We start from the raw sequence: 25,167 nt of genomic DNA on the forward strand, positions 1-25,167 counted from the left end.
CTTCATGCGCGTTTTTTAATTTTGAAAGTAGCGTTTAAACTTATATACCACGCCAGTCTACCCGTGCATTGCGTTCGGTTCGGTAAATACGACAAATATATTCACCCAGTGGTAGCTCATTCAAATACTGCTGATAGTCACGATATTCTTCGGACAAGGTTTCAAAATTTTCTTTTTCCCACGGCGTACCTGGAATCGCCAAAAGCGGTGCCAACATGGAACAGACTGCAATATCCGCCAGACCTAAACGATTTCCGACAAAATAATGCCCACCTTGGCTGACCAGCATCTGATTGAGCTGCTGTACCGCAACATCAATATGCTGTTTGGATTCCGCCACAGTTTCCTCATTCAATGCATAACCCTTGGCCACCATCGCTTTCAACAAAGGTTTAGAAAATTTTTCAAACTGGCGCAGATAACCCTGCTCACCAATTAAAATATCCAGAGATTCATGATCAGAAGTCAGTGCTTGAGAGAGCATCCAGCGACGGACATGACGACCCAATTCCAAAGTAATTTCATTAATTTCTAAAGCTTTATTTCGAAAATACCCTTCTGCGTGCAGTAAACGATGTTCTGGATAAGTATCATCCAAATACAGAGCAATCTGGGTGGAATCTGCGATCCATCGATCCTGATCACGCAAAATAGGCAGACGATTCTGGCCTGTTTTCAGGCGGGCAAAAGCGCGGTGTACCCCGGGTATCAGATTGTGAGCAACATAGTACAGCTCTTTATGGTCCAGCATCCAACGTGCTTTTTCGCAAAAGTGAGATAAAGGAAACTGGTATAAAGTTCGCATGTATGCTCCATGTTTATCGTTATTGGATCAGGGCGTGTAGGCCGCTGTTTTATTCAGATACTTTAGTCACTCACTTTTAGAAAAACAATGTGATTTTTATTCAAAAGTAAAATACTGGCTGATTATTCCTCTATGGTTGGTGGACTCACTACACATCCCGGAAAGCTCAGCGAGTCATTTTAGGTCGCCAGAAGCATTTGATTGCAATAAACCACAAGCACATGACCTGACTTTAGTCATGCTTTCATGTAAAATCGGGGGCAATTTTTATATAACGCTTTTGTGAGTTATTTCATGGGTTTTAATTGCGGTATTGTCGGCTTGCCGAACGTTGGTAAATCTACACTTTTCAATGCCTTAACCAAAGCTGCTATTGCTGCAGAAAACTTCCCTTTCTGTACGATCGAACCAAACACCGGAATTGTACCTGTTCCTGATCCACGTTTAGACAAATTGACTGCAATTGTTAAACCGCAACGTGTTATTCCGACTTCTATGGAGTTTGTAGACATCGCAGGTCTGGTAGCAGGTGCTTCTAAGGGTGAAGGCTTGGGTAACCAGTTCCTGGCCAACATTCGTGAAACTGATGCAATTGCTCACGTTGTGCGTTGTTTTGAAGATGAAAACGTGATTCATGTGAATGGTCGTATTGATCCACTAGATGACATTGCTACGATTAATACCGAACTTGCGCTTGCAGACTTGGATGCTGTAGCCAAAGCGATTACGCGTTTGACTAAATCTGCTAAGGGTGGCGACAAAGAAGCGCTAGCTACTAAAGCAGTTCTGGAAAAAATCCAGCCTTTACTGGATGAAGGTAAACCGGCTCGCGCAGCGGACCTAGATGATGACGAACGCAAGCTGGTTCGTGGCTTTGGTTTAATGACGCTTAAACCAACGATGTACATTGCTAACGTTGCTGAAGACGGTTTTGAAAACAACCCGCATTTAGATGCAGTGCGAAAATTGGCCGCTGAAGAAAATGCGATTGTGGTTCCACTTTGCAACCAGATTGAAGCTGAAATTTCATTGCTTGAAGATGAAGACCGTGCTGAATTCCTTGAAGCAATGGGCATGGAAGAACCGGGTTTAAACGTTGTAATTCGTGCAGGTTATTCATTACTGGGCCTACAAACTTACTTCACCGCGGGCGTGCAAGAAGTTCGTGCCTGGACCGTAAAAGTTGGCGCAACTGCACCACAGGCAGCAGGCGTGATTCATACCGACTTTGAAAAAGGCTTTATCCGTGCAGAATGTATCGCTTATGATGATTTCGTGCAGTACAACGGCGAAGCCGGTGCGAAAGAAGCAGGTAAATGGCGTCTAGAAGGTAAAACTTACATCGTTCAGGATGGCGATGTTTTACACTTCCGTTTTAACGTTTAAGTCGTTGCTGTTTGAAAAAGCTCCCTTCTTGGGGGCTTTTTTTATTACTTTTAAAAAGAGGATTCATACGTATAACAACCTTTCTGAAAGCGCATAAGATCAACACATATTAACAATAATGATAACTATTCTCATATATAAATATTAAATTAGAGCGTATCTTAAATCTAATGAAAAATAACCTAATTCCATTCTTACAAAGGAATCCTGCCAATGAGCTACACCTTGCCTGCACTGCCTTATGCTTATGATGCGCTAGAGCCTCATATCGATAGCAAGACTATGGAAATTCATCATAACAAGCATCATCAAACCTATATCAATAATATCAATGCAGGAATCGCGGGTACAGAGTGGGAAGATTTATCAGTCGAAGCATTAATTAGCAAATTCAATGAAGTGCCCGAGCAACTCAAACAGAACGTGACCAACAATGCCGGTGGACATGCCAATCATTCCCTGTTCTGGACAGTGATGAGTCCAGACGGCGGTGGTCATCCCGAAGCTGAAATTGCCAAAGCGATCGAACATGAATTAGGAGGATTCGAGGCATTTAAAGAAGCGTTTACCCAAGCAGCGCTTAGCCGTTTTGGTAGTGGTTGGGCCTGGTTAAGTATGGCGCCAGATCAAACGCTTATTGTAGAAAGTAGCGCCAATCAGGATTCTCCGCTGATGCATCGCAATATTCCCCTTTTAGGTCTGGATGTCTGGGAACATGCCTATTATTTACAGTATCAAAACCGTCGTCCGGAATATATCTCAGCTTTTTTCAATGTCGTGAACTGGAAAGAAGTAAATCGTCGTTATCTGGAAGCGTTAAACGCACTTTAAATCTTTGAGGAGATCTGCCATGTCTACACGTATGCTGATTCAACGCATGATTGGCAGCACCCTGCTGATCTGCGGTGTCATGGTGCTTTTATTAGAACATGTGTGGATGCCCTATTTTTAAAGTTTATTTTGCTAAAAAAGCCAGTCATTCAGACTGGCTTTTTATAAGTACATTTAAATGGGCAAAGGTTTATTGCATATTGGCAATTGCAGTACCTTTTTGCTTAGGATCGGTATTTCCGAGTGCAGGATGGGCAATGGCATTCTGACATTGCAGTTTATCCCGCTCATAATCCGCCTGTTTTTGTTGCAGGCTGTTGCCATTTTCCATGGTCGTCCGCGCCCAGATTTCCAGACTGGTCAAAGCTTTACGACACAGAGCATATTTGCCTTCGGTCACCGAATCGGTCATTTTGACATTAATACGCCAGTCTGTACTCAATTTACGTGCTGGTTGACGTACCTGTGTTTCCAGCTGATCCACTTCTTTATTATAGACCAGTGGATCCACTTCATTGATCAGTTGCCATGCGGCATTGGCATAAGTCGTCGCATCATTAGTCAATTTAGGTGCCGGTTTAATTTCTGGCTTATCAGTCGATTGACTGTCATTCCCACACGCTTGTAACAATATTGCCGTGCTTATTAAAGCAGCAGTCAGCATCGCACGTGTCTTGAACATCCACATATCAGGCTCGCCAATTTAAACATTTCGGCACTATGCTATTAAATTCACGTAGAATACACAATCTTCATTTGACCCATCGTTCAACTCTCCTTCAAGGTGTGTCGTGTCTGAACCGAATCAACTCGCTACGCAACCTGCTGGCTTCTGGCAAGGTGCAAAAGATAGCCAAGCGATTATCTTCACTTATTTACCGGTGTCGTTTGCTTTTGGTGTGTCAGCTACTCAGTTTGGCTTTACCGCTTGGGAAGCACTGTTCCTGTCCTGTTCGATGTATGCAGGTGCCAGCCAGTTCCTGGTAGTTGCGCTCTTAGGCAGTGGTACATCTATCTGGATGACGGCATTAACCGTGATTGCCTTAGACATTCGTCATCTGCTTTATGGCCCTGCGTTACAAAATCTGATTCAAGACCGGCTGAATTTAAAGAAAACGGCAATCTGGTCTTGGGGTTTGACCGATGAAGTTTTTGCCTCCGGCATGATCAAGCTCTCGCAACGGCGACAGGAATGGTCAGAATCCTGGATGCTCGGTTTAAGCCTGTTTAGCTGGATGTCCTGGGCACTCGGATCTTTCCTCGGTGGATTGTTTGCCGATCAGGTCAGTAACCTGCCGCAATTCTTACAGGCTGCGCTGGATTTCTTGTTACCTGCGCTGTTCCTGAGCTTCTTGTTAGCCGCTTTTGAGAAAAAACATACTTTTGTTGTAGCTGTCACAATTCTGGTGTCTGCGATTGCCTGTTATTTTATCGACCTGTCTGCCGCGATCTTTATCGGTATCAGTTCTGGTATTTTCGCCGGCTTGTTTAAGCACTATATTTTGAAGCAGCCAGATCCTGAACACGCAGGAGATCAAGCATGAATCTAGAGATTATTCTGGTCGGAATTTTAGTCGGAATCGCCAATTTTGCCTCGCGCTTTGGTCCGTTTTTTGTCATTCAAAAATTTCAGCAAGGTTCGCAAAAACGCGGAGCGTTGTGGCTAAAAATTGCCTTGGGTTCAATTGGCATCGCTGCGATCAGCTCCATGTTGGTAGTTGCTACCCTGCCGCCTTTATTAGAAACACCGAATAAAAGTTTTGCGATGCTGGTTGGCTTTATTGTGCTCACGGCTTTGTACTTTAAGTTTAAACGGATCGTGATGGCGACACTGACCGCAGCACTGACCTATGGGTTGGTTTACACCTATGTTGCAGTACCCTTTTAAGCTTTAACTAGTTGATCAATTGAAACAAAGACTTATGCTAAACTCATAGTATAGGTCTTTTTTATATAACAATAAAAACAAGGAAGGATGCGCATGTTTGAGGTCAAACAGGTGATTGAAGGCAAAATCTTTATTCATCATCGGCGCGATGAAATGTTAACCGTATTCCATCGACATGAAGTGCCGGCACAATATTTTGAATGTTTTATCAATGCTCAAAATTTTACCGGACATTTTGTCGAAATACATGCTCAACCAGCAGATCAAGTTCGGGTGGTTTATATTAAAAAGAATAGCACCCATCAAATTATTGCTATGCTTAATCAGAGCCAATACGTGCTGCATCTTCATCCTTTGACATTGATTTTAGGTAAATGGAGCTTCAGACATCGTGTCCTGCCGAATATTCTAAAAATTTTTGCTGGTTTATTTGCGCTCCTTTTTATTCTTTTTTCAGCTACCGCCTTTTCAGCAGATCAGTTCCAGCTCACCACCATCTTGCGAGACTGCATTCAATTCACAGTTTTTGGGCTACTGTTATTTTTGCTGTGCTTTGTACTGCCTTTTGTATTGCCCTATGCGTATTTCCTGCATGTTCGTACATTACGTCTGTTAAAGATGCTAAATATCAATACTGAACAAGTTGCACAAATAGAAAAGCTCAAGTCTCAAAGCGAGATTTATCTTCTGCAAACGCAGTCTGACAGCGATGTGAAAATGACAGCGCCTCCTTATTAAAATCTAGAAAAACTTTATAAATAAAACTGTTGGTCAATATCACAATTTTGTATGAATCTTGGCTTAACTGTCGGCTCAGTTCTGCTATGCTAAAAGTCCATAAAATCAACCATGGATGATCCACATGAGCGTGACTATTGGTACTCCCCTTCAATCTTCTGCCTATAAAGTTCTATTATTGGGTTCTGGTGAACTGGGCAAGGAAGTGGTGATTTCACTACAACGCCTTGGAGTCGAAGTTCATGCTGCTGACCGTTATGATCATGCCCCTGCCATGCAGGTTGCGCATTATTCCTATACCTTGAATATGGCAGATGCTGTAGAACTCAAACAACTCATCAATCAAATCCAGCCACATTTAATTGTTCCTGAAATTGAAGCGATTGCGACCGAAGTTCTGCTTGAAATAGAAGCCCAGAACATTGCTACAGTCATTCCTTCTGCTAAAGCCGTCAATCTGACCATGAACCGTGAAGGTATTCGTCGTCTGGCTGCGGAAGAACTCGGTCTGCCAACTTCAGCTTACCGTTTTGCCGACAGTTTAGAATCCTTCCGCGCGGCCTGTGACGATGTCGGCTATCCAAACTTTGTGAAACCGGTGATGTCATCTTCAGGCAAAGGTCAGTCTCGTGTTACCCGTTTTGATGAAGTCGATGCTGCCTGGGAATATGCGCAAACCGGTGGCCGGGTCAATCAGGGTACTGTGATTGTAGAATCACAAATTGACTTTGATTTTGAAATTACCTTATTGACTGTTCGTGCAAAAAATCCAGAAACCGGCGAAATCGAAACGTCTTATTGCGACCCGATCGGACATCGTCAGGACTCAGGTGATTATGTGGAAAGCTGGCAGCCTCAACCGATGACTCCAGCCGCGCTGGAAGAATCCAAGCGTATTGCCAACAAGGTCACCACAGCACTTGGTGGTTGCGGAATCTTTGGTGTAGAACTCTTTGTAAAAGGCGACAAAGTATGGTTTAGTGAGGTTTCTCCGCGTCCACACGATACTGGACTGGTGACTTTAGCCTCCCAATTTCAAAGTGAATTTGAGCTGCATGCACGTGCTATTTTAGGCTTGCCGGTGAATACTGCACGACATAGTGTGGCTGCCAGTGCGGTAATTTATGCTGGAGTAGATGGCCGTAATCTTTCATTTTCTGGCCTGAATCTTGCTTTAGCAGACGGCAATACCGATTTGCGCCTGTTTGGTAAACCAGAAGGTTTTAAACGTCGTCGTATGGGCGTTGCCACGGCACGTGCAGAAACTATTGAACAGGCACGTGAACTGGCCCTCCAGGTCGCCAACCAAGTTAGCGTCAACCAAAACTAAGCTAAAATACCAACGGACGACTGTACATGATCAACACCCATCCACTGCTGAATTACGCTAAAAGCAACCATGACATTAAAGCCATCAATCAATGGCGCAGTGATGTCGAAAATCAGCTTCAGGAAAGTTTTGAAAATGGCCAGTCGATTCGGGATATTATTCTGGCGCGTTCCAACCTGATTGATGAAGCATTGCAGTTTCTCTGGCAGCATGCCGAACTGGATCAAACTGATTTGGCCCTGTTTGCAGTCGGAGGCTATGGCCGTCGTGAAATGCTGCCTTATTCTGATGTCGACATCATGATCTTGTCAGAAGACGAGATTAACCCGGAACAGGAACAACTGATTTCTACATTCATTTCATCGCTTTGGGACGTGGGGAATTTCAAACCCGGTATCAGTGTCCGCACCATCAATGAATGTGTCAATCAGGCCAGCAGTGATCTGACCGTCGCCACCACCCTGATCGAAGCCCGCCTGATTATTGGCAATGAAAACCTGTGTAGATGGCCACGTCGTATCGTGTCACGTACCTGGACTGACAAAACTTTTTTTGATGCCAAGATGGATGAGCAGCATAAACGCTATGCTCAGCACAACAATACCGAAAGCAATCTGGAACCGGATATTAAAAATGCGCCGGGTGGCATCCGTGATATCAACCAGATTGGCTGGATTGCCAAACGGCATTTCCGCGTCAATCGCATTTATGATCTGGTACATCTCGGTTTTATTTCAGAATTTGAACTCGGTGTGCTTGAGGAAGCCGAAAGTTTCCTCTGGGAAATCCGTCATCACCTGCACCGCCTGACCAAGCGCGATGAAAACCGCTTATTGTTCGATTATCAGCGTGATATTGCTGCCAAATTTGGCTATGTACGTGAAGAGGCGCATCATCCGAACTATCCAATTGAACAGTTCATGAAGCGCTATTATCGCAGTGCACAGCAAGTGTCTACGCTGAACGAAATGCTGCTGGCCTATTTTAATGAATCGGTCATTACGCCACGTTTACCGCAATATGAACGCCAGATCGAAGAAATCAACCAGAACTTTAAACTGGTCGATGGCAAACTGGCTGTGCAGCATCACAAGATTTTCTCGGAAAATCCAAACGCAATTCTGGAAATTTTCTATTTACTAGCCAATCGTCCTGAGATCGAAGGTATTCGTGCGCGTACTTTACGCCTGCTGACCCTGGCTGGAAAACGCATTGATCAGGATTTTCGTGATAATCCGGTGCATCAGGCGCTATTTATGGCGATTATCCGTTCACCGCATCGACTCTACGATACTATGGTCGCGATGAAGCGTTATGGTGTGCTTGGAAATTACATCCCGGCCTTTGGACAGATTCTGGGACTGATGCAATATGACCTGTTCCATATCTATACGGTCGATGCACATACCTTATTGCTGCTGCGTAATTTAAACCGCTTTAAAGAACCTGAATTTGCCAAGGAATTTCCGGTGGTCAGTTCAGTGTTTCAGCGTCTGACCCGTCGTGACATAGTCTATCTGGCAGCAATTTTCCATGATATTGCTAAAGGTCGTGGCGGTGACCACAGTGAACTCGGTGCCAGCGACGCGATTAAATTCTGCCGTAGCCATGGCTTTACTGAACGCGAAAGTAATCTGGTGGCCTGGCTGATCCAAAATCATCTGATGATGTCGGTGACTGCCCAGAAAAAAGATATTTCCGATCCGGATGTGGTCAAAGAATTCGCCGAAAAAATGGGTGACATGGAACATCTGGACTATCTGTACACCCTAACAGTCGCCGATATTAACGCCACCAATCCGAAGCTGTGGAATACCTGGCGCGCTTCGCTGATGCGTCAACTATATACTCAGGCACGTGACGTAATCCGTTCTGGTCTGGGCCGTCCGGTTGATTATCAAATGCTGATTGAAGATACTAAATTTGCAGCCAGTGAACTTCTGGTTCAGGACTTCTCACTGGATGAAGTAGAAAAAGTCTGGCAGGAACTTGGTGATGACTATTTCCTCAAAGAAACAGCAGATGAAATTGCCTGGCATACCCGTGCCATTTTACAACACGGCGATAATCCTGCCCCACTGGTGCTGATGCGGGCGCACCGTAAATATGCGCAGGATGCGGTACAGATCTTTATTTATACGCAGGATCAACCCAACCTGTTTGCCACCACCGTGGCTATTCTGGATCGTATGAATCTGGATGTACAAGACGCACGGATTATTACAGCGACTAAAGCCTTCAGTCTGGATACCTATGTAGTACTGGACCGTTTTGGTACCTTATTGACCGATCCGGAACGCGAAGCCACAGTGATTGAAGCTCTGAAAGATGCCTTGAGTCATTCTGATGAATATCCGGGCCTGATGCAGCGCCGGATTCCGCGTCAATTACGTCATTTCGATATTGAAAATACAGTCGATATTAGTATCAATCCTGCCTTGAATCAAAATATGGTCGAAATCGCTACTCTCGATCATCCTGGTTTACTTGCCAAAATCGGTGGTTTATTTATGATGCAAGGCCTGGATATCCACTCTGCCAAAATTGCTACACTTGGCGAACGTGCCGAAGACATATTTTTTGTCACCAAAAAAGATGGCAACCCTATGACACCTGAAGAATCTGCTGAATTTGCAGCTGCACTTAAAACTGCACTGGATGAAGCCTCTCATCAGGTTTGTAGTCAACACTCACATTAAAACGCGGTTACTTATTCATGAACTCTAGCTTGTCTCTACTGCACCCTTATCCGTTTGAAAAGTTAAATCAGCTTTTTGCGGATATCCAGCCTGCAAATATGCCCTTAATTCCCCTGTCGATTGGTGAACCAAAGCATCCTGCACCGGAGTTTGTGAAACAAGCGATTATTGATAACTTTAAACATTTATCGACCTATCCAAACAGTAAAGGCCTGCCTGAGCTACGCGAAAGTATTGCCCAATGGCTGACACGCCGTTTTAAGCTCAATAGCATTAGTACAGACAGCAATATCCTGCCTGTTTCCGGTACGCGTGAAGCGATTTTCTCGTTTGTACAGGCTTTGGTGAATCGTGAAGATGCAACTTATGTGGTGATGCCAAATCCGTTTTATCAGATTTATGAAGGCGCAACACTGCTCGCAGGGGCCAAACCTTATTTCATCAACTGTACTGAGGAAAATAACTACCTTGGTGACTTTGATGCTGTTCCGGCAGAAGTCTGGGAAAAAACTGCACTGCTATTTGTCTGTACCCCGGGCAATCCAACCGGTGCAGTGCTGTCGAAAGAACAGTTTAAAAAACTGATTGCCCTGTCGGATCAATACAACTTTGTGATTGCTTCAGATGAATGTTATTCAGAACTCTGGTTTGATCAGGCACCCGTAGGTTTACTGGAAGTTTGTGCTGAAATCGGCCGGGATGACTATAAAAACTGTGTGGTGTTCCATTCACTGTCTAAACGCTCTAACCTCCCAGGCATGCGTTCAGGTTTTGTTGCCGGTGATGCCAGCCTGTTAAAACCTTATTTGCAATACCGTACTTACCACGGCGCAGCGATGCCGGTTCAGCACCAGTTAGCTTCAATTGCTGCCTGGGATGATGAAGCACATGTGGAAGAAAACCGGGTGCAATACCGTGCCAAGTTTGATTTATTCCAGAAAGAACTCGGTCATCTGCTGCCACTCAAAAAACCGGATGCAGGTTTCTATTACTGGTTAAAAGTCGACAATGATGAAGCCTTTGCCAAACGTTTGATGGAAGAAGCACATATTAAAGTTCTTCCGGGTCGTTATTTATCCCGCGATACCGAACAAGGTAATCCGGGTGAAAATCATGTGCGTTTAGCACTCGTAGCCGATCTGGCGCAATGTGAAGAAGTCATTCAACGCCTGAAAGCCATTCTCTAAGTTTAAGTCATCACTAAAAAACCCACTTTAGATAAGTGGGTTTTTTAATTAACATTAGATGAGCTCTATTTTTATTTCATACTGATAAAATAACACAGAGTCTTACAACACTTTGGCAATTTCATCCTCAAGATCTTCAGGCTTGGTGGTCGGAGCAAAACGGTTCAATACCTTGCCATCACGCCCGATCAGGAACTTGGTAAAATTCCATTTAATTCCATTGCCTAAAATACCTTTGGAATTATTAGTTAAATATCGAAAAATGGCGTGCGCTTCAGGGCCTTTGACATCCACCTTGGAAAACATCGGGAAAGATACCCCGTAATTCTTCTGGCAAAATTCACCAATCTGTTCATTGGAACCCGGATCCTGGCCGCCAAACTGGTTACATGGAAATCCCAAAATTTCCAGACCTTGATCTTTATATTTTTCGTAAAGTTTTTCTAATCCTGAAAACTGTGGGGTAAAACCACACTTACTCGCTGTATTGACGATCAAAAGCACCTTGCCTTCATAATCTGCAAGTGGCTTGCTTTTGCCATCTAACAATTCAGCTTCGAACTGATAAATGTTAGTCATGGATAGGTTTCCTCATCATTTTTTTCTTGTGTTTCTAAGTCCAAAGAAGCCGAGTTGACACAATAACGCAAACCGGTCGGTTCTGGGCCATCCGGGAAAACATGCCCTAAATGTGCGTCACAATGATGACAAACAATCTCAGTTCTGACCATTCCGTGTGAAGTATCAGGTAATTCTTCTACCACCGAACTGCTGACAGGACGGTAGAAACTTGGCCAGCCACAGCCGCTGTCATACTTGGTCTCCGACGAGAACAATGGCGTGCCGCAGCAACGACATACATAAGTGCCATCTTGCTTGGTATTCCAGTATTTTCCAGTAAATGCCGGCTCGGTTCCCTTCTCGCGCGTAATGCGAAACTCCTCAGGTGATAACTCTCTTTGCCATTCCCGGTCTGATTTATTGAGTTTTCCCATGATCACATACCTTTTTATCTTGCTATTTAAAATAGGATAATCCTATATTTACGTGATTCATTTTAAAAATTCTAGTCTTTATTCAACATTTTACAAAAGACATATAATGCCCAAAAAAAGCAAAAAGAAAGCAAATATAAAAATAAAAGTAAGCAATTTTTACATTAAATGTTTTTTAGTGAGCAAATTTAATGGTATTCTTAGCTCTAAATTTGCTCAGGATTAAAAAATGTCGCAAAAAAAGAGCGTAATTTTTAAAAATCTGCTGCCTGTGATCAAACAATATCAGCAGCTTGGATTTACGCATGAAAAAATTGTTGCACTACTTCGAGATGAACATGATCTCGATCTAGTCACAACTGAGACATTTAAAAGTTATTTATATCGTTATGCAAAAGTGACCTCCACTCCATCCGAGAACATCAAAATGCCGAACACTTTCCAATCCCCTCGCGAAATCAAGAAATCATCCAAGCTTGATCATGTTTGCTACGACATTCGCGGACCTGTGTTACGAGCGGCCATCGAGATGGAAGAAGCTGGTCACAAAATTATTAAATTAAATATTGGTAACCCTGCCCCATTCGGTTTTGAAGCACCACAAGAAATTATCAACGATGTGGCTTTAAACCTGCCGAATGCGATTGGCTACACGGATTCCAAAGGGATTTTCCCGGCGCGTAAGGCGATCTGTCAGTATTATCAGCAAAAAGGCATTCTAGATATGCACGTCAATGACGTCTATATCGGTAATGGTGTGTCTGAACTGATCGTGATGGCCATGCAGGGTCTGCTGGATGATGGCGATGAAATGCTGATTCCAATGCCAGATTATCCACTCTGGACGGCGGCAGTGAATCTATCTGGCGGTACAGCGATTCACTATAAATGTGATGAAGAAAATCACTGGTATCCAGATATTGCTGATATGGAAAGCAAAATCACGCCAAATACCCGTGGTATTGTGATTATTAACCCGAATAACCCGACCGGTTCGGTTTACCCACGTCATGTGTTGCAGCAAATCGTCGACTTGGCCAAGAAATATGACCTGATTTTATTTGCTGATGAAATCTACGACAAAATTATTTACGATGGAATCGAGCATGTTGCTGTAGCAGCTCTGGCTGGCGATCAGCTCTGTGTTTCGTTTAACGGTTTATCTAAAGCCTATCGTATTGCTGGTTTCCGTTCCGGCTGGATGGCCATTACCGGCGATAAAGCACGTGCCGCAGACTATATCGAAGGTTTGGATATGCTGGCATCGATGCGTTTGTGTGCCAACCATCAGGCTCAATATGCGATTCAGACTGCACTGGGCGGTTATCAGTCGATTAATGACCTAATTCGCCCAGGTGGGCGTTTATATGAACAGCGCAATATTGCCTGGGAAATGCTGAACGAGATTCCAGGTGTATCTTGTGTCAAGCCTGAAGGTGCAATGTACTGTTTCCCGAAACTGGATCCGAATGTGTATCCAATTCAGGACGATGAAAAACTGATGCTGGATTTGTTACGTGCAGAGAAAGTACTTTTGGTACAAGGTACAGGCTTTAACTGGCCGACACCGGATCATTTCCGTGTAGTATTCCTGCCGGCTGAAAATGAACTGCGTGAAGCCATTACCCGTGTTGGCCGTTTCCTGGCCAAGATGCGTTAACTCTTGAAATAGACAATATAAAAAACCGCGTTGAGACGCGGTTTTTTATTTCTCTGAAAAAATTCAGGCTTTTGACTGATGAAATCTTAAAAATCATACCGGTTTCTTTGAGCAAATTTCTGCATTCAATGGTTTCTTCTCAGGCAATTCCCCCTCAATCATGAAAATTCATGTTATTTTTTGAACAAATATAAAATTCTATGAGTACACGGATGTCCTCAAACACAATGAAGCTCAGCCTGTTTCTCTGCCTTAGTATGTGCTTGGGCATTGGTATTCTTCGTTTCTCTTATACTGCCCTGTTACCTGGCACACGCGAAGCCTTTGGCTGGAGTACAGATTTTGCCAGCCTCTTGGGCAGTGCCAATTTGCTGGGTTATTTGATCGGTGCATTTACTGCCATGCGCTTGCCTCAAGACCGCAGCATGAGTACCTATATTCAAATTTCAGCCTTCGCTGGCATGTTCAGCCTGATGTGTTGTGCATTTTCTGGTTTTTCTGAAGCTTGGTATATCGCTTGGCGTATTATTTCCGGGATCAGCGGTGGACTGATGATGATCTTATCGCCGAGTGTGGTTGCACAGTGCTGTGAACTTCAAGACCGTCTTAAAATCAACTTTATTGGTTTTAGCGGAATTGGAGTAGGGGTTTTAATTGCAACCCTGTTTCTGCCCTATCTGGATCAAATTTCCATACAGACGGCCTGGCTAATCTTATGTGGTTTTGCTTTGCTTATCTGTATCGTTTTAAGTTTTCTGATTCAGAAATTTAAGCCGTATTTGTCCGCACAAGCGCCTTCGGTTATCTCTACTCTATCTTTGAATAGCATCTTTTATAGTTTACTGACGGTCTACGCGTGTAGTGCATTCGCTTATATACCGCATTCACTCTTCTGGATTGATTATTTAAGCCAGCAGTTGGGATTGAGCTTGTTCTGGATTAATTTCAACTGGATTCTATATGGACTAGGTAGTGCTTTAGGCGCCTTGAGTGCTTATGCACTGGCCAGAAAATGGGGTAATTTTGTTGCCCTAAAAATTCTTTATAGTCTTTATATTGTGGCTATTTTTATTGCAACCCTAGATGCCAGCCCATTGCTTACTTTTAGCTCTTCCTTTTTTACCGGGATGCTAAATCCGGCTGTGGTGTTCCTGACCTCCTATACCATTTTGCAACTGTATGGACTGGCTTATAAAAAGCTCTGGAGTATTGCCACCTTGTGTTTTGCCTCGATTCAGCTAATCGGTGGGCTCAGTTTTAGTGCGCTGCAATATTTTGGATTGAGCTATCATCAACAGTTCATACTGGCCACATTTGTTCTTTTATTAGGAACGTTACAATTGTTCTGGTACACACGTCCTGTCAGACTCAAATCTGAACAACAAACTCTGCCAATTTCTGCTCATGGAGAAGGGACTAAATAAGGATAAGGATTGGTTGCTCCTTGCCCACCTAAATAAATCCCATAATGTAAATGCGGCGGGGTATTTTTGGCATTACCTGTATTCCCCACATAAGCGATGACTTCACCTGCCTCAACCCAGTCGCCTTCCTGAATATGTTCTGCATAGTCATCCAGATGTGCATAATAATGTTGGCTCATATTTGGACCGGTCACCCAGATGATTTTTCCACCCAGATTGTTGGTGCCAATCCTACGCACAATACCTGGGGTCGCGCTAAATACTGGCGTACCGCGTTTGGCAAAAATATCCGTCCCTTCGTGTTTACGACCGTCACTACGCGCTGCTCCCCAAGTATCATTAATCTGACCAACTCTGACGCCTTCAACCGGAATCTGTAGCGGAGCTTCTAACTGGGCTCTCTGTAATTGCCAATACAGATAAGGGCTTTTCCAACCTGCTGCTTCACCTGAAGGCGGTGGCTGACAGGCAGTTAGTAGAAAACCTATAGATAACAGTAAGCTTATAATCCGAAGAAATTTCACCAATATTCGCATTAAATTAAATAGATGACTTTTATCTTAATCACAACCGCCTAATTTAAAGTCACAATCCTGTTATTTTTAGTGATGATTTTATACAAGCATTCAAATAACAAAACCCTCAAATGAGGGTTTTGTTATTTTAGGTGGATAGGAGATTATCTACGTTTTTTAGCACGAGATGGTTTCGATGGTTGTTGCTGTTGTTGCTGTTGCTGCTCTTCATTCTGAGCATTGTCCTGCTTGTCTTTTTGTTGGACCTGCTTATGTCTCGCTTTAGCTTTAGCCATGATTTACTCCTTTGGAGAAACGTCTCTATATCACTGGAAGTTCCATTCATCACTGTAACGTTTATACAAAATAAGCCAATCGCTGAGCTGTATCCAAATACGTCAATGTAATACAGTGTTTACTAAGTTATTCAGCTTAGAACGAATCATTTCTAGGCTCATTACACTTCTTACATGATCTTGCAGCCTGATACTTATTTTAACGTTTAACCTTAAACCGTTCAGCCTTTGCTTCCCAATAAAGTGATAAAAAAACCCGCCGTAATTGCGGGTTTTTTTATTCATAAATTGCATCGCAATTTTAGGCATCCATATTAGCAATGATCGCTTCACCAAACTCAGAACAACGTAGCAAGGTCGCACCTGGCATCAGACGCTCGAAATCATAGGTCACCGTTTTTGCCGCAATCGCACCCGAAATCCCCTTGATGATCAGGTCGGCAGCTTCTGTCCATCCCATATCACGCAGCATCATTTCTGCAGACAGAATAATCGAACCTGGATTCACTTTATCCTGCCTGGCATATTTAGGCGCTGTGCCGTGGGTTGCTTCATAGACTGCAATCGAACCGCCAATATTGGCACCCGGTGCAATTCCAATCCCACCAACCTCCGCAGCCAGCGCATCAGAAATATAGTCACCATTTAAGTTGAGTGTCGCAATCACAGAATAATCCGCCGGGCGCATCAGGATTTGCTGCAAGAAGGCATCTGCAATAACATCTTTAATAATAATGTCTTTGCCTGTTCTTGGATTTTTGATTTTAACCCACGGACCACCATCTAAAAGCTCACCGCCGAAACGTTCCAATGCGACCTCATAGCCCCACTCTTTAAATGCTCCTTCGGTGTATTTCATGATATTGCCTTTGTGCACCAAGGTCACACTCGGCTTGTCATTTTCAATGGCGAACTGAATCGCTTTACGCACCAGACGCTGGCTACCTTCTTTGGAGACAGGTTTGATCCCGATCCCACAATTGTCTTCAAAGCGGATGTTGGTTACACCCATTTCTTCTTTCAAAAACTTGATAACCTTTTTCGCTTCCTGAGAATCTGCTTTCCATTCAATACCGGCATAAATATCTTCTGAATTCTCACGGAAGATCACCATATCGGTCAGTTCCGGATTATGTACTGGCGAAGGTACCCCTTCAAACCAGCGCACCGGACGTACACAGACATATAAATCCAGTTCCTGACGTAAAGCCACATTCAAGGAACGAATACCACCACCGACTGGCGTGGTCAGTGGACCTTTAATCGATATCACATAATCGCGCAGTGCTTCGAGAGTTTCTTCAGGCATATAGGTGCCGTAAATTTTGTCAGCTTTTTCACCGCAGTAGACTTCCATCCATTCGATGGAACGCTTCCCGGCGTATGCTTTTTGCACAGCAGCATCTACCACAGTTCGCATTGTTGGTGTAATATCTGCACCAATTCCATCCCCTTCGATAAATGGGATAATTGGATTATTTGGTACGTTGAGTGACAGGTCTGCATTAACGGTAATTTTGGTACCATCCACAGGTACTACGATTTTTTGATATCCCATTATTAGTATTCTCCCGGATGCCGCTGACAAATCTAAAATAATTGCCAATTAGGCAATACTTTCAACTGTTCTTAACGCATAATATTCTAATCCAGATTTGTTGTTTTTGAGATTTATACGGGAAATAACTAAATTTCCCTTTTAAATAAACCTCTACATTTTTTAAATTAATGTAATTATAGAAGTTATTTCCTATGAAAATCGTCATTCTAAACAAACCTTATGACGTCCTCTCCCAATTCCGTGCGGATGAAAAGCACCCAACCATGGCTGATTTTGTCAACGACAAAGATTTACGTCTTGCGGGTCGTTTGGACATGGACTCAGAAGGTCTGGTTTTCCTCACCGATCACGGTGGTCTCAACCAATATATCACCAATCCTGCCAATAAAAAGTTTAAAACTTATATGGTGCAAGTGGAAGGTGATGTGACCGAAGAAGCACTTGAACAGCTTCGTAAAGGCGTTGAACTGAAAGATGGCATGACGCTTCCTGCACGTGCTGAAAAAGTGTCTGAACCTGAATGGTTATGGGAGCGTAATCCTCCTGTACGTTTCCGTGCCTCTGTTCCAACATCTTGGGTTGAGATTTCGATCTGTGAAGGTCGTAACCGTCAAGTTCGTCGTATGACATCTGCTGTCGGCTTCCCTACACTGCGTTTGATCCGTACCAAAATTGGTGAGATTGATTTGGTTCGCATGGGATTGCAACCGGGTGAGACCAGAGAAATTGAACCCTTACTTTATCCGGACTTCCAGAATGTTCCTGCGGAAGAACCATACCGTTCACGTTCTTATGTGAAAAAGCCGGGTGGTACGGGCGGTAAGCCAATGGTTCGTAAAAATAAAGATGGTTCTGTGAAGAAGTCTGGAACCAAGCGTATCTGGCAAATGGATGAAAGTGAAAAGCCGAAACGTCGCACCAATGGTACTACTCGTCCAAATACCAAGGCACCACGTGGTCGCGGCCGGGGTCGTGGTTAAAGCCCAGCCTATTCATCAGGTAGTGACAGGCTAAACATCACGCCAGACGGCGTATTTTCTACAGTTGTTCCCCCCTGATGGAGCTGCATAATCGACTGCACAATGGCAAGGCCCAGACCACCCGTCTGGGCTTTTTCATGTCGGCTGTCATCTATCTGATAAAACCGGTCAAATAAATGCGGATGATGCTCATCTGCAACCCATACCTCTGGCGTCAGCACCGATATTTTGATGCGATGATTCAGTCGCTGTGCCGACACACTAATCTCACTCCCTGGCTGACCATAAGTAATGGCATTGCTGATCAGATTGGCAACAGCGCGCTGTAATAATGCGGTGCTGGCAGTTAGACTTAAATCTGCTGGAACATTAATTTTTAAATGCATCTGCTTTTCTTCGGCCAGAAAACTGAAGTACTCAAGTAATTCTTGCAGCATCTCATTCAGATTGAAATGCTGTTTTTCAACCGTAAATCCACCATGCTCTACCCGCGCGATAAACAGCATGCTTTCAATCATCTGGCTTAGGCGTTCATATTCTTCCAGGTTGGAATAGAGCAGATTTTCCAGTTCAGCAGGCTCGCGCGGTCGCGATAACAGAATCTGTGTCTGCCCGATTAGATTGTTTAATGGCGTGCGAAGTTCGTGCGAAATGTCCTCAGAAAAACGTGCCAACTGCTGATATGCAGACTGAATATTACCGAGCATATCGTTCATGGCCTGACTCAGCTCTTGCACCTCAAGCGTATTACTCTGAACATCAATGTGCTGATTGGGCTGCTGAATATTGACCTGTGCTGTCGCCAGCATCAGCTGACGCATTGACTTGAGAATATAGCGTCCAGCCAGCCAGGCCATAAAGGTCGAGAGCAATATACCAAGCAGACTATAGAGCACCAGTTTTGATAAATAGGTTGCCAGTGCCCTTTGTCCTTCTGCCAACTGTTTACCCGCTACCAGCTGGTAGCTGCGACCATCAAACTGCACCTGTTTAAAAGCCAGACGTGTTGAAGGATGTTCAGCCTGATTATTCTGAAACTGTAATTTGGAAGAATAATGCAATGCCGGAATATGAACCTGCAAAGGATTGATTTCGATCAGACGACTATTCTGATGCTGCAGCAGCAGTAAATTATCTTCCTGTCCCAGCATATTTTCATATAATTTGGGATGCTGGACCAGAAGTTTGAAACTCTGGGCATCTTCAAGAAAAATCTCAATCCGGGAAATACGCGCAGCCAGCGCCTGATCCTGCTGGGTCTGAATCATCTGTTGCATATTTTGATAAGACAGCAACGCCACACTCAGAAACACCACGCAAGACACCAGTGCAAATGCAATACTCAATCGTGTTGCCAACGGCAATAACACAGGGTTTTTCATGGATATTCATCTAGCTTATAACCCATGCCACGTACGGTATGGATCAGTTTTGGCGTGTAATGATCATCAATTTTGCTACGCAGCCTGCGAATAGCCACATCGACCACATTAGTATCAGTATTAAAATTGATATTCCAGACCATTGACGCAATCTGGCTCCGGGTCATCACCTGTCCCTGATGTTCCATTAACAATTGCAACAGCGCAAATTCTTTCTGGCTCAAGTCGATCTTTTGCCCATTACGGTAAACCTCATGCTTTAAGCGGTTCAATACCAGATCTGAAACCTGATAGGCCTCCTGCTCCAGACGCGGCACACGGCGCAACAGACTTTTAATTCGGGCCAGTAATTCAATATAGGAAAAAGGCTTGGTCAGATAATCATCAGCACCAAGCTCCAGTCCTTTCACCCGATCTAGCACATGATCACGTGCAGTGAGCATTAATACCGGAATCTGGCTAAAAGTTCGCAGGGTATGTAATACCTGCCAGCCGTCCAGGTCCGGCAGCATCACATCAAGCAGCACCAGATCAAAAGACTGTTGCTGCAAACACGATAATGCTCGCACGCCATTTTCTGCGATGGTCGTACTATAACCTGACTCATTCAGTCCTTTTGCCAGATATTCAGCAATCTTGACTTCATCTTCTACAATTAAAATATGCATGTCAGTAGTTTAGCTGTTTTTAGCTAGTTCTAGATTACAAATTGGTAATCTGATTGTCATGCTGTACTGGCGGATTTTTTTCTAAGATAGCCCCAGTAGCCAATTGCATGAAAGATAACCATGAAAATTTCAATCGCCAACACAAGCATGGCCTTGCTCAGCAGCGTATTACTACTCAGCTCACTGGCGCATGCAGAATTTAAAACGGCGCCAGTCATGTCGCTAGAAGTGGCAAAGCTCATGGCCAGCAACGTCATGCTTGCTTGCCAGAAACAGGCCAAGCCGGCGGCAGTCGTTATTCTGGATCAAGGTGGCAACCTGCTGGCCAGCCAGCGCCATGAATCTGTCGGCATTCACAACCTGATTGCAGCGGAACGGAAAGCTTTCACCGCGTATTCAACTAAAACCAGCACATTGGATTTTATGCGCAATGCCCAGAAAAATCCGGATGCACAGAATCTGAATAGCTTGCCTGAATTGCTATTACTGGGTGGTGGTGTCCCTGTCATTTACCAAAACCAGATTGTAGGCGCAGTAGGCGTCGCAGGTGCGGGCGGTTCAGTACAGGATCATCAATGTGCCAATAGCGGCATTCAAACCACCTTAAAGCAGCTTTGATATCTTTTAATTAGTAATTTTTTATTCCTTTGATTAAACATTATTCCGTCATTCCAACGAGGAACACAACATGAAAAAAATCTTAATCGCGACTCTTGCCACTACTGCAGCAACTCTTTCTTTTGCCCAGAATCCGCTGAGTGTACACGTGCTGAATCTGGAAAATGGCTTGCCTTCTCCAAATGTAGAAGTGACGCTGGAAACACAGAAAAATGGCAAATGGGTACAGCTTTCACAAGCAAGGACCAATCCTCAGGGTCGTATCACAGCACTGTACCCAGAGAATAAAACCTTTGATAAAGGAACCTACAAAGTGACTTTTAAAACTGGTGACTGGTTTAAAACCCAAAAGCAAAACAGCTTTTTCCCGGAAGTACCGGTGATTTTTGAAGTAGATGGCTCAGTCAATCACTATCATATCCCGCTGCTATTAAGCCCCTATGGTTATTCAACCTATCGCGGCAACTAAGCTCTCCCACTTAAGGCCCACCCTCTTTGGGCCTTCCTTTTTTTTCTTGTTATTCTTTTATTGAAATGCCATTTACGATTCATATTTAGTGATCTAAAAAATAAAATGTATTCAAAAAAGGAGATTTGTATTGGATCAGCAAGTTAACCGGATGTTTAATCAGGACCAAGATGTCTTTGCGATACATTGACTGCTATAGCAGAACGCAAAGCCAATAATGGTCGTACTAGCATTTTATGATATTCAAATGAGGAATCAGCATCATTAAATCGCAAGCTAAATTCAATGGAATTTCCTGACTGCTCATTAAATAAATATCATGTTGATATTTAGTCAATAAAAAAACCGATGCCTAAGCATCGGTTTTAAAGTTTGAAATTGAATTAAGCTTTAAGCCACTTTTCAGCTTTGGCCTGATCTTCAACTTTCAGTTCAACTTCGGTCAGTTCAGAACCCGCGGCTTGAACTTCAAAACTCATCAGCTCATCACGACGGAATGCATACACTGTAAAAGTACCTTGCTGTTTTGCATAGCTTTCAATGAGTTTGGTCGTTGCTTTTAAGCCATCAATTGCAATAATGACATCATTGGCAGAAAGGCCAGCGAGTACAGCAACCCCATCACGACGCGCAGATTGAACTAGAACACCTTCCGGCTTATCTACCAGTTTTAAACCGAATGGCAAAGACTTGTCATTTTTCAGGCTATAAGCCATACCAAACTCAGGGAATAGCTGATCGAGCGGCAATTCATCTGTGGTATTGATCAAGTGATTAATCTGTTCTGACCAATCATCTCCTGTCAATTCTTTACACAATTCAAAGATCGTCCGTTCATGCACCTGAACGCCTTTCTGGGCATTTCCATACAAACGGCGCATCAAAGCATCCAGACTTGAACCACGTAAACGCAGACCCAAATCCAGGCACAGTGCAACTAAACAACCTTTGTTGTAATAGCTGGTACCCGCATTATTCGAGTTTTCATCCTGACGATAGAATTTCACCCAGGCATCAAAACTGGATTCAGACACTGACTGAATCACACGTCCCGGATTTTGCAAATAGCGGTCAATCTGTGCTTTTAACAAAGCAATATACGATTCCTGATTAATCACGCCGCTGCGTAGCAAGATCAAATCGTCATAATACGAGGTGAAACCTTCAAAGATCCACAACAAAGAAGTATAGCCTTCTCTGTTTAAATCATAATTGACGAAGTTTTCAGGGCGAATGAATTTCACCAACCATGAATGGAAATATTCATGGCTACATAAGCCCAAGAAACGCTGATAATCTTTAGATGGCTCTTCTGGCTCATTGGCTTTCGGCAAGTCATCACGTGGTGAAATCAGGCTGGTAGAATTTGGATGCTCCAGACCGCCATAGCTATTGCCGGTTGCCATGGTCATAAAGGTATAGTCTGTAAACGGCGCCGAACCAAACATTGAAATTTCTGTAGCACAGATTTTTTCAATGTCCTGCTGCATACGCGCCGCATTCATCGCGTGTTTGCCTGACACCACAAACTCATGTGGAATACCATTTGCTTCAAAACTGAAACGGGTTTGTTCTGCCAGCTCAAATGGCGCATCAATCAGTTCGGCATAGTTTTTAGCTTTCAGGGTGAAACGGCCTTTGACCAGACTTTTAGCCTGCATTCCTGTTGCCAATTGAAAATGCTTCAATTCATCTGGCAGGAAGATTTCCAGTTCAATTTCTTTATTTTCCTGACCTTCCAGCCCCAGACATGCACAAGCCGGGTTCACGTAGAGACGATTTTGATCCACATATGCACCACGAACGGACAGGTCATAGGCATAGACATCATATTCAACTGTAATCAGTTCATGATCAGTATTGAATAAACGCCATTTATTTTTTTCAAATTTCTGGATCTGTAACTGGCGCCCATCTTCATCATAGGCTTGGACCGTTTCAATGTGCTTGGAAAACTCTCGAATCAGATAGCTGCCCGGAATCCAAGTCGGCAATGACAGGACTTGTGTCGGGTCCGCAAGAAAACGAACAGTCACGTGAATAAGATGCTGACGATAATCGTCAAATTCAATTTGATAATGCAACATAATGAACGATATAAAATTAAAATAAATGAGATATAGCTTAGCTTAGCATTTTTTAAGCCAGTATGGTTTAGCTGTCTTATTTGTCTACATTTACGACTAGCTATCTGTATAAAAAAGGCATAGCATGCGTGAAAATTAAATCGTTCAACACCCAGCGGGTTATCAAGGAACACCATTGAAATACATCATCTCACTGATTGCGGTTTTCAGTTTATTTATTTCTGCATTTTCACATGCTGCCCTACTCAATATTGTGCCTGAAAGCGTTGAAGCTGAAGCCTGGACCATTCTGGATTCACAGTCTGGTCAAGTCATTGCAGAGCACAATGCCGACGTTCAGCGTGCTCCGGCTTCGCTGACCAAAATGATGGTGGCTTATATTGCCTTAAAGGAAATTGAGGCCGGAAAATTAGATAAAAATGAAGTTTTAACCGCGACCTCTGTGGTGAAAACTGTGATGTGGGATGAGTCACAAATGTACCTGAAAGAAGGTGATCAGATTTCAGTCGATCAGCTTCTGGCGGGCTTAATTATCATGTCTGCCAATGATGCCGCGGTGACGCTGGCTGAGAAAATTTCGGGTGGTATTCCGCAGTTTGTTGAACGTATGAATCAGGAAGCCAAAGCACTGGGCATGCAACATACCAATTTCCAGAATCCGGCCGGTATTACCATGCCTGAGCATTATTCGACTGCCGCCGATTTGGCCAGACTGTCTATGGCGGTGGTGAATAAAACCCCGGATTATCTGTATTATTCAAAGCAGCCAAGCTTTACCTATAATCAGCATTTCCATCGTGCGACCAACCGTGTACTTCAGGTTGATCCTACAGTAGATGGTTTAAAAACCGGTTTTACCAGGGCGGCAGGCTATAACCTTGCGCTAACAGCCAATCGCGTCACAGCAGATTTTGAGATGCCGAATCGCCGTCTGATTGTGGTGGTACTGGGTACTAAAAGTGCCACAAAACGCGCTGAAGTATCACATAAGCTGATGAATCTCGCCTATACCTATACCCGCAATGAAGTAGCGATCAAAGATCAACAGCTCCTTGCTGAGTTGCCTGTGATTAAATCCACCTTAAAAATGTTTAAGGTGCAAACCAAGCAGCCGCAGATTATTACCACTTCTTTATATGATCAGGGCTACAGTATTGACCTAAACCAGTTTGATCAAACCCAACAGCGTGTCATGCTGAATACAGGTGATGGCGTTTTAAAAAGTATCGAGCCTTTACAGGAAACGCAAACTCATATCAATGTTGAAGTGAAAGCGTCTGAACTCATTGCACCTTTGGCGACCATGATGCCTTTGGCGACCATTCAGGTTTATCAGAATAATCAGTTGATTCGCACCATTCAAATTGAAGATCATGTCGAAATTGAAGAAGCCAACCTGTTTCAGAAATTCTTTAGCTGGCTACAAGGCTTATTCGGTTTATTTTCAGACAATACACCAAGCGTAAAGCTTTATCCTTTAGATAGATAATAGCGCTACATCTCAAGTAACTTCCCTTTAAGCTAGAAGATCTCCTCTCTGATCTTCTGGCAGATTTTCCTTTCTTCCTGCATCACGCCCTCAAGACAGGGAAACTTACCTGCCCTCACAGAATTGCTACGTTTTGTAATGTGTATAACAATTTTAATC

General features: G+C 43.6%; 24 protein-coding genes. 14 read left to right on the forward strand and 10 right to left on the reverse strand.

The features are described from left to right. Positions 1-40 precede the first annotated feature (40 nt). Positions 41-805: a glutathione S-transferase family protein gene (locus Q9R21_RS05895; protein WP_219309031.1), complete on the reverse strand. Its 765-nt coding sequence runs from the start codon at positions 803-805 to the stop codon at positions 41-43. Between the two features lie 294 nt (positions 806-1,099). Here Q9R21_RS05895 and ychF point away from each other — a divergent pair, with 294 nt between their 5' ends. Then, entirely contained in the window at positions 1,100-2,191 is a 1,092-nt protein-coding gene (ychF, locus tag Q9R21_RS05900) for a redox-regulated ATPase YchF (RefSeq protein WP_004645523.1), read from the forward strand. Positions 2,192-2,404: 213 nt separating this feature from the next. After that, positions 2,405-3,022 carry a superoxide dismutase gene (locus tag Q9R21_RS05905; RefSeq protein ID WP_311203901.1) on the forward strand — a complete coding sequence of 206 codons (618 nt, stop codon included), beginning with the start codon at positions 2,405-2,407 and terminating at the stop codon, positions 3,020-3,022. 190 nt (positions 3,023-3,212) lie between these two features. Here the strand turns inward: Q9R21_RS05905 and Q9R21_RS05910 are convergent, their stop codons facing one another. Further along, positions 3,213-3,710: a hypothetical protein gene (locus tag Q9R21_RS05910; RefSeq protein ID WP_005106524.1), complete on the reverse strand. Its 498-nt coding sequence runs from the start codon at positions 3,708-3,710 to the stop codon at positions 3,213-3,215. A 103-nt stretch (positions 3,711-3,813) separates the two neighbouring features. Here Q9R21_RS05910 and Q9R21_RS05915 point away from each other — a divergent pair, with 103 nt between their 5' ends. From Q9R21_RS05915 to dapC, 6 genes are all read left to right on the forward strand, one after another. Continuing rightward, positions 3,814-4,566 (forward strand): AzlC family ABC transporter permease, encoded by a 753-nt coding sequence (locus Q9R21_RS05915; RefSeq protein WP_004278940.1) that lies wholly within the window; start codon positions 3,814-3,816, stop codon positions 4,564-4,566. Further along, complete coding sequence (ygaH, locus tag Q9R21_RS05920) at positions 4,563-4,910, forward strand: L-valine transporter subunit YgaH (RefSeq protein ID WP_224217193.1); 348 nt, start codon at positions 4,563-4,565, stop codon at positions 4,908-4,910. Before Q9R21_RS05915 ends, ygaH begins: the two co-directional genes overlap by 4 nt. Positions 4,911-5,003: 93 nt before the next feature. Further along, complete coding sequence (locus Q9R21_RS05925) at positions 5,004-5,648, forward strand: hypothetical protein (protein WP_311203902.1); 645 nt, start codon at positions 5,004-5,006, stop codon at positions 5,646-5,648. A gap of 115 nt (positions 5,649-5,763) precedes the next feature. After that, a complete protein-coding gene (gene purT / locus Q9R21_RS05930; protein WP_171057027.1) occupies positions 5,764-6,978 on the forward strand; it encodes a formate-dependent phosphoribosylglycinamide formyltransferase in 1,215 nt (404 codons plus the stop codon). Positions 6,979-7,004: 26 nt separating this feature from the next. Further along, positions 7,005-9,677 (forward strand): [protein-PII] uridylyltransferase, encoded by a 2,673-nt coding sequence (glnD, locus tag Q9R21_RS05935; RefSeq protein WP_311203903.1) that lies wholly within the window; start codon positions 7,005-7,007, stop codon positions 9,675-9,677. 17 nt (positions 9,678-9,694) lie between these two features. Continuing rightward, a complete protein-coding gene (dapC, locus tag Q9R21_RS05940; RefSeq protein ID WP_311203904.1) occupies positions 9,695-10,864 on the forward strand; it encodes a succinyldiaminopimelate transaminase in 1,170 nt (389 codons plus the stop codon). Positions 10,865-10,966: 102 nt separating this feature from the next. Here the strand turns inward: dapC and Q9R21_RS05945 are convergent, their stop codons facing one another. Both Q9R21_RS05945 and msrB read right to left on the reverse strand, forming a co-directional pair. Next, complete coding sequence (locus Q9R21_RS05945) at positions 10,967-11,443, reverse strand: glutathione peroxidase (protein ID WP_004278946.1); 477 nt, start codon at positions 11,441-11,443, stop codon at positions 10,967-10,969. Next, positions 11,440-11,859, reverse strand: coding sequence for a peptide-methionine (R)-S-oxide reductase MsrB (gene msrB / locus Q9R21_RS05950; protein WP_004645533.1), 420 nt, complete (start codon positions 11,857-11,859; stop codon positions 11,440-11,442). Before msrB ends, Q9R21_RS05945 begins: the two co-directional genes overlap by 4 nt. Before the next feature lie 229 nt (positions 11,860-12,088). Here msrB and Q9R21_RS05955 point away from each other — a divergent pair, with 229 nt between their 5' ends. Together Q9R21_RS05955 and Q9R21_RS05960 are read left to right on the forward strand one after the other, a co-directional pair. Continuing rightward, positions 12,089-13,519: a pyridoxal phosphate-dependent aminotransferase gene (locus tag Q9R21_RS05955; RefSeq protein ID WP_180038730.1), complete on the forward strand. Its 1,431-nt coding sequence runs from the start codon at positions 12,089-12,091 to the stop codon at positions 13,517-13,519. 212 nt (positions 13,520-13,731) lie between these two features. Next, entirely contained in the window at positions 13,732-14,943 is a 1,212-nt protein-coding gene (locus tag Q9R21_RS05960; protein WP_005106518.1) for a YbfB/YjiJ family MFS transporter, read from the forward strand. Here Q9R21_RS05960 and Q9R21_RS05965 read toward each other — a convergent pair. The 3 genes from Q9R21_RS05965 to icd all read right to left on the reverse strand — a co-directional run bounded on the left by Q9R21_RS05965 (position 14,922) and on the right by icd (position 17,312). Then, a complete protein-coding gene (locus Q9R21_RS05965; protein ID WP_004278950.1) occupies positions 14,922-15,479 on the reverse strand; it encodes a M23 family metallopeptidase in 558 nt (185 codons plus the stop codon). The two genes, Q9R21_RS05960 and Q9R21_RS05965, sit on opposite strands and share 22 nt — an antisense overlap. Positions 15,480-15,622: 143 nt before the next feature. Then, positions 15,623-15,754 (reverse strand): hypothetical protein, encoded by a 132-nt coding sequence (locus Q9R21_RS05970; protein ID WP_004645538.1) that lies wholly within the window; start codon positions 15,752-15,754, stop codon positions 15,623-15,625. A 301-nt stretch (positions 15,755-16,055) separates the two neighbouring features. Then, positions 16,056-17,312 carry an NADP-dependent isocitrate dehydrogenase gene (icd, locus tag Q9R21_RS05975; protein WP_311203905.1) on the reverse strand — a complete coding sequence of 419 codons (1,257 nt, stop codon included), beginning with the start codon at positions 17,310-17,312 and terminating at the stop codon, positions 16,056-16,058. A 194-nt stretch (positions 17,313-17,506) separates the two neighbouring features. On the opposite strand from icd, the gene Q9R21_RS05980 reads away from it, so the two are divergent. Continuing rightward, positions 17,507-18,295, forward strand: a complete 789-nt coding sequence (locus Q9R21_RS05980) for an rRNA large subunit pseudouridine synthase E (protein ID WP_004645540.1) — start codon at positions 17,507-17,509, stop codon at positions 18,293-18,295. An 8-nt stretch (positions 18,296-18,303) separates the two neighbouring features. Here Q9R21_RS05980 and Q9R21_RS05985 read toward each other — a convergent pair whose 3' ends face one another. Next, the gene (locus tag Q9R21_RS05985) at positions 18,304-19,677 is read right to left on the reverse strand and encodes a heavy metal sensor histidine kinase (protein ID WP_114541881.1); all 1,374 of its coding nucleotides are present in this window, start codon (positions 19,675-19,677) and stop codon (positions 18,304-18,306) included. After that, the gene (locus Q9R21_RS05990) at positions 19,674-20,345 is read right to left on the reverse strand and encodes a heavy metal response regulator transcription factor (RefSeq protein WP_114541880.1); all 672 of its coding nucleotides are present in this window, start codon (positions 20,343-20,345) and stop codon (positions 19,674-19,676) included. The genes Q9R21_RS05985 and Q9R21_RS05990 overlap by 4 nt, the downstream gene beginning before the upstream one ends. A 120-nt stretch (positions 20,346-20,465) precedes the next feature. Between Q9R21_RS05990 and Q9R21_RS05995 the strand changes: the two genes are divergently transcribed. Both Q9R21_RS05995 and uraH read left to right on the forward strand, forming a co-directional pair. Beyond that, the gene (locus Q9R21_RS05995) at positions 20,466-20,963 is read left to right on the forward strand and encodes a heme-binding protein (RefSeq protein WP_114541879.1); all 498 of its coding nucleotides are present in this window, start codon (positions 20,466-20,468) and stop codon (positions 20,961-20,963) included. 70 nt (positions 20,964-21,033) lie between these two features. Then, positions 21,034-21,432, forward strand: a complete 399-nt coding sequence (gene uraH / locus Q9R21_RS06000; protein WP_064096644.1) for a hydroxyisourate hydrolase — start codon at positions 21,034-21,036, stop codon at positions 21,430-21,432. Positions 21,433-21,815: 383 nt separating this feature from the next. Here uraH and Q9R21_RS06005 read toward each other — a convergent pair whose 3' ends face one another. Then, the gene (locus tag Q9R21_RS06005; RefSeq protein WP_311203906.1) at positions 21,816-23,519 is read right to left on the reverse strand and encodes a M61 family peptidase; all 1,704 of its coding nucleotides are present in this window, start codon (positions 23,517-23,519) and stop codon (positions 21,816-21,818) included. Positions 23,520-23,694: 175 nt separating this feature from the next. On the opposite strand from Q9R21_RS06005, the gene Q9R21_RS06010 reads away from it, so the two are divergent. Then, entirely contained in the window at positions 23,695-25,008 is a 1,314-nt protein-coding gene (locus tag Q9R21_RS06010) for a D-alanyl-D-alanine carboxypeptidase PBP6B (protein WP_311203907.1), read from the forward strand. The last annotated feature ends 159 nt before the right edge of the window (positions 25,009-25,167 follow it).

It is taken from the genome of Acinetobacter sp. RG5, assembly GCF_031844265.1.
In the GTDB taxonomy this organism is placed as follows: Bacteria; Pseudomonadota; Gammaproteobacteria; order Pseudomonadales; family Moraxellaceae; genus Acinetobacter.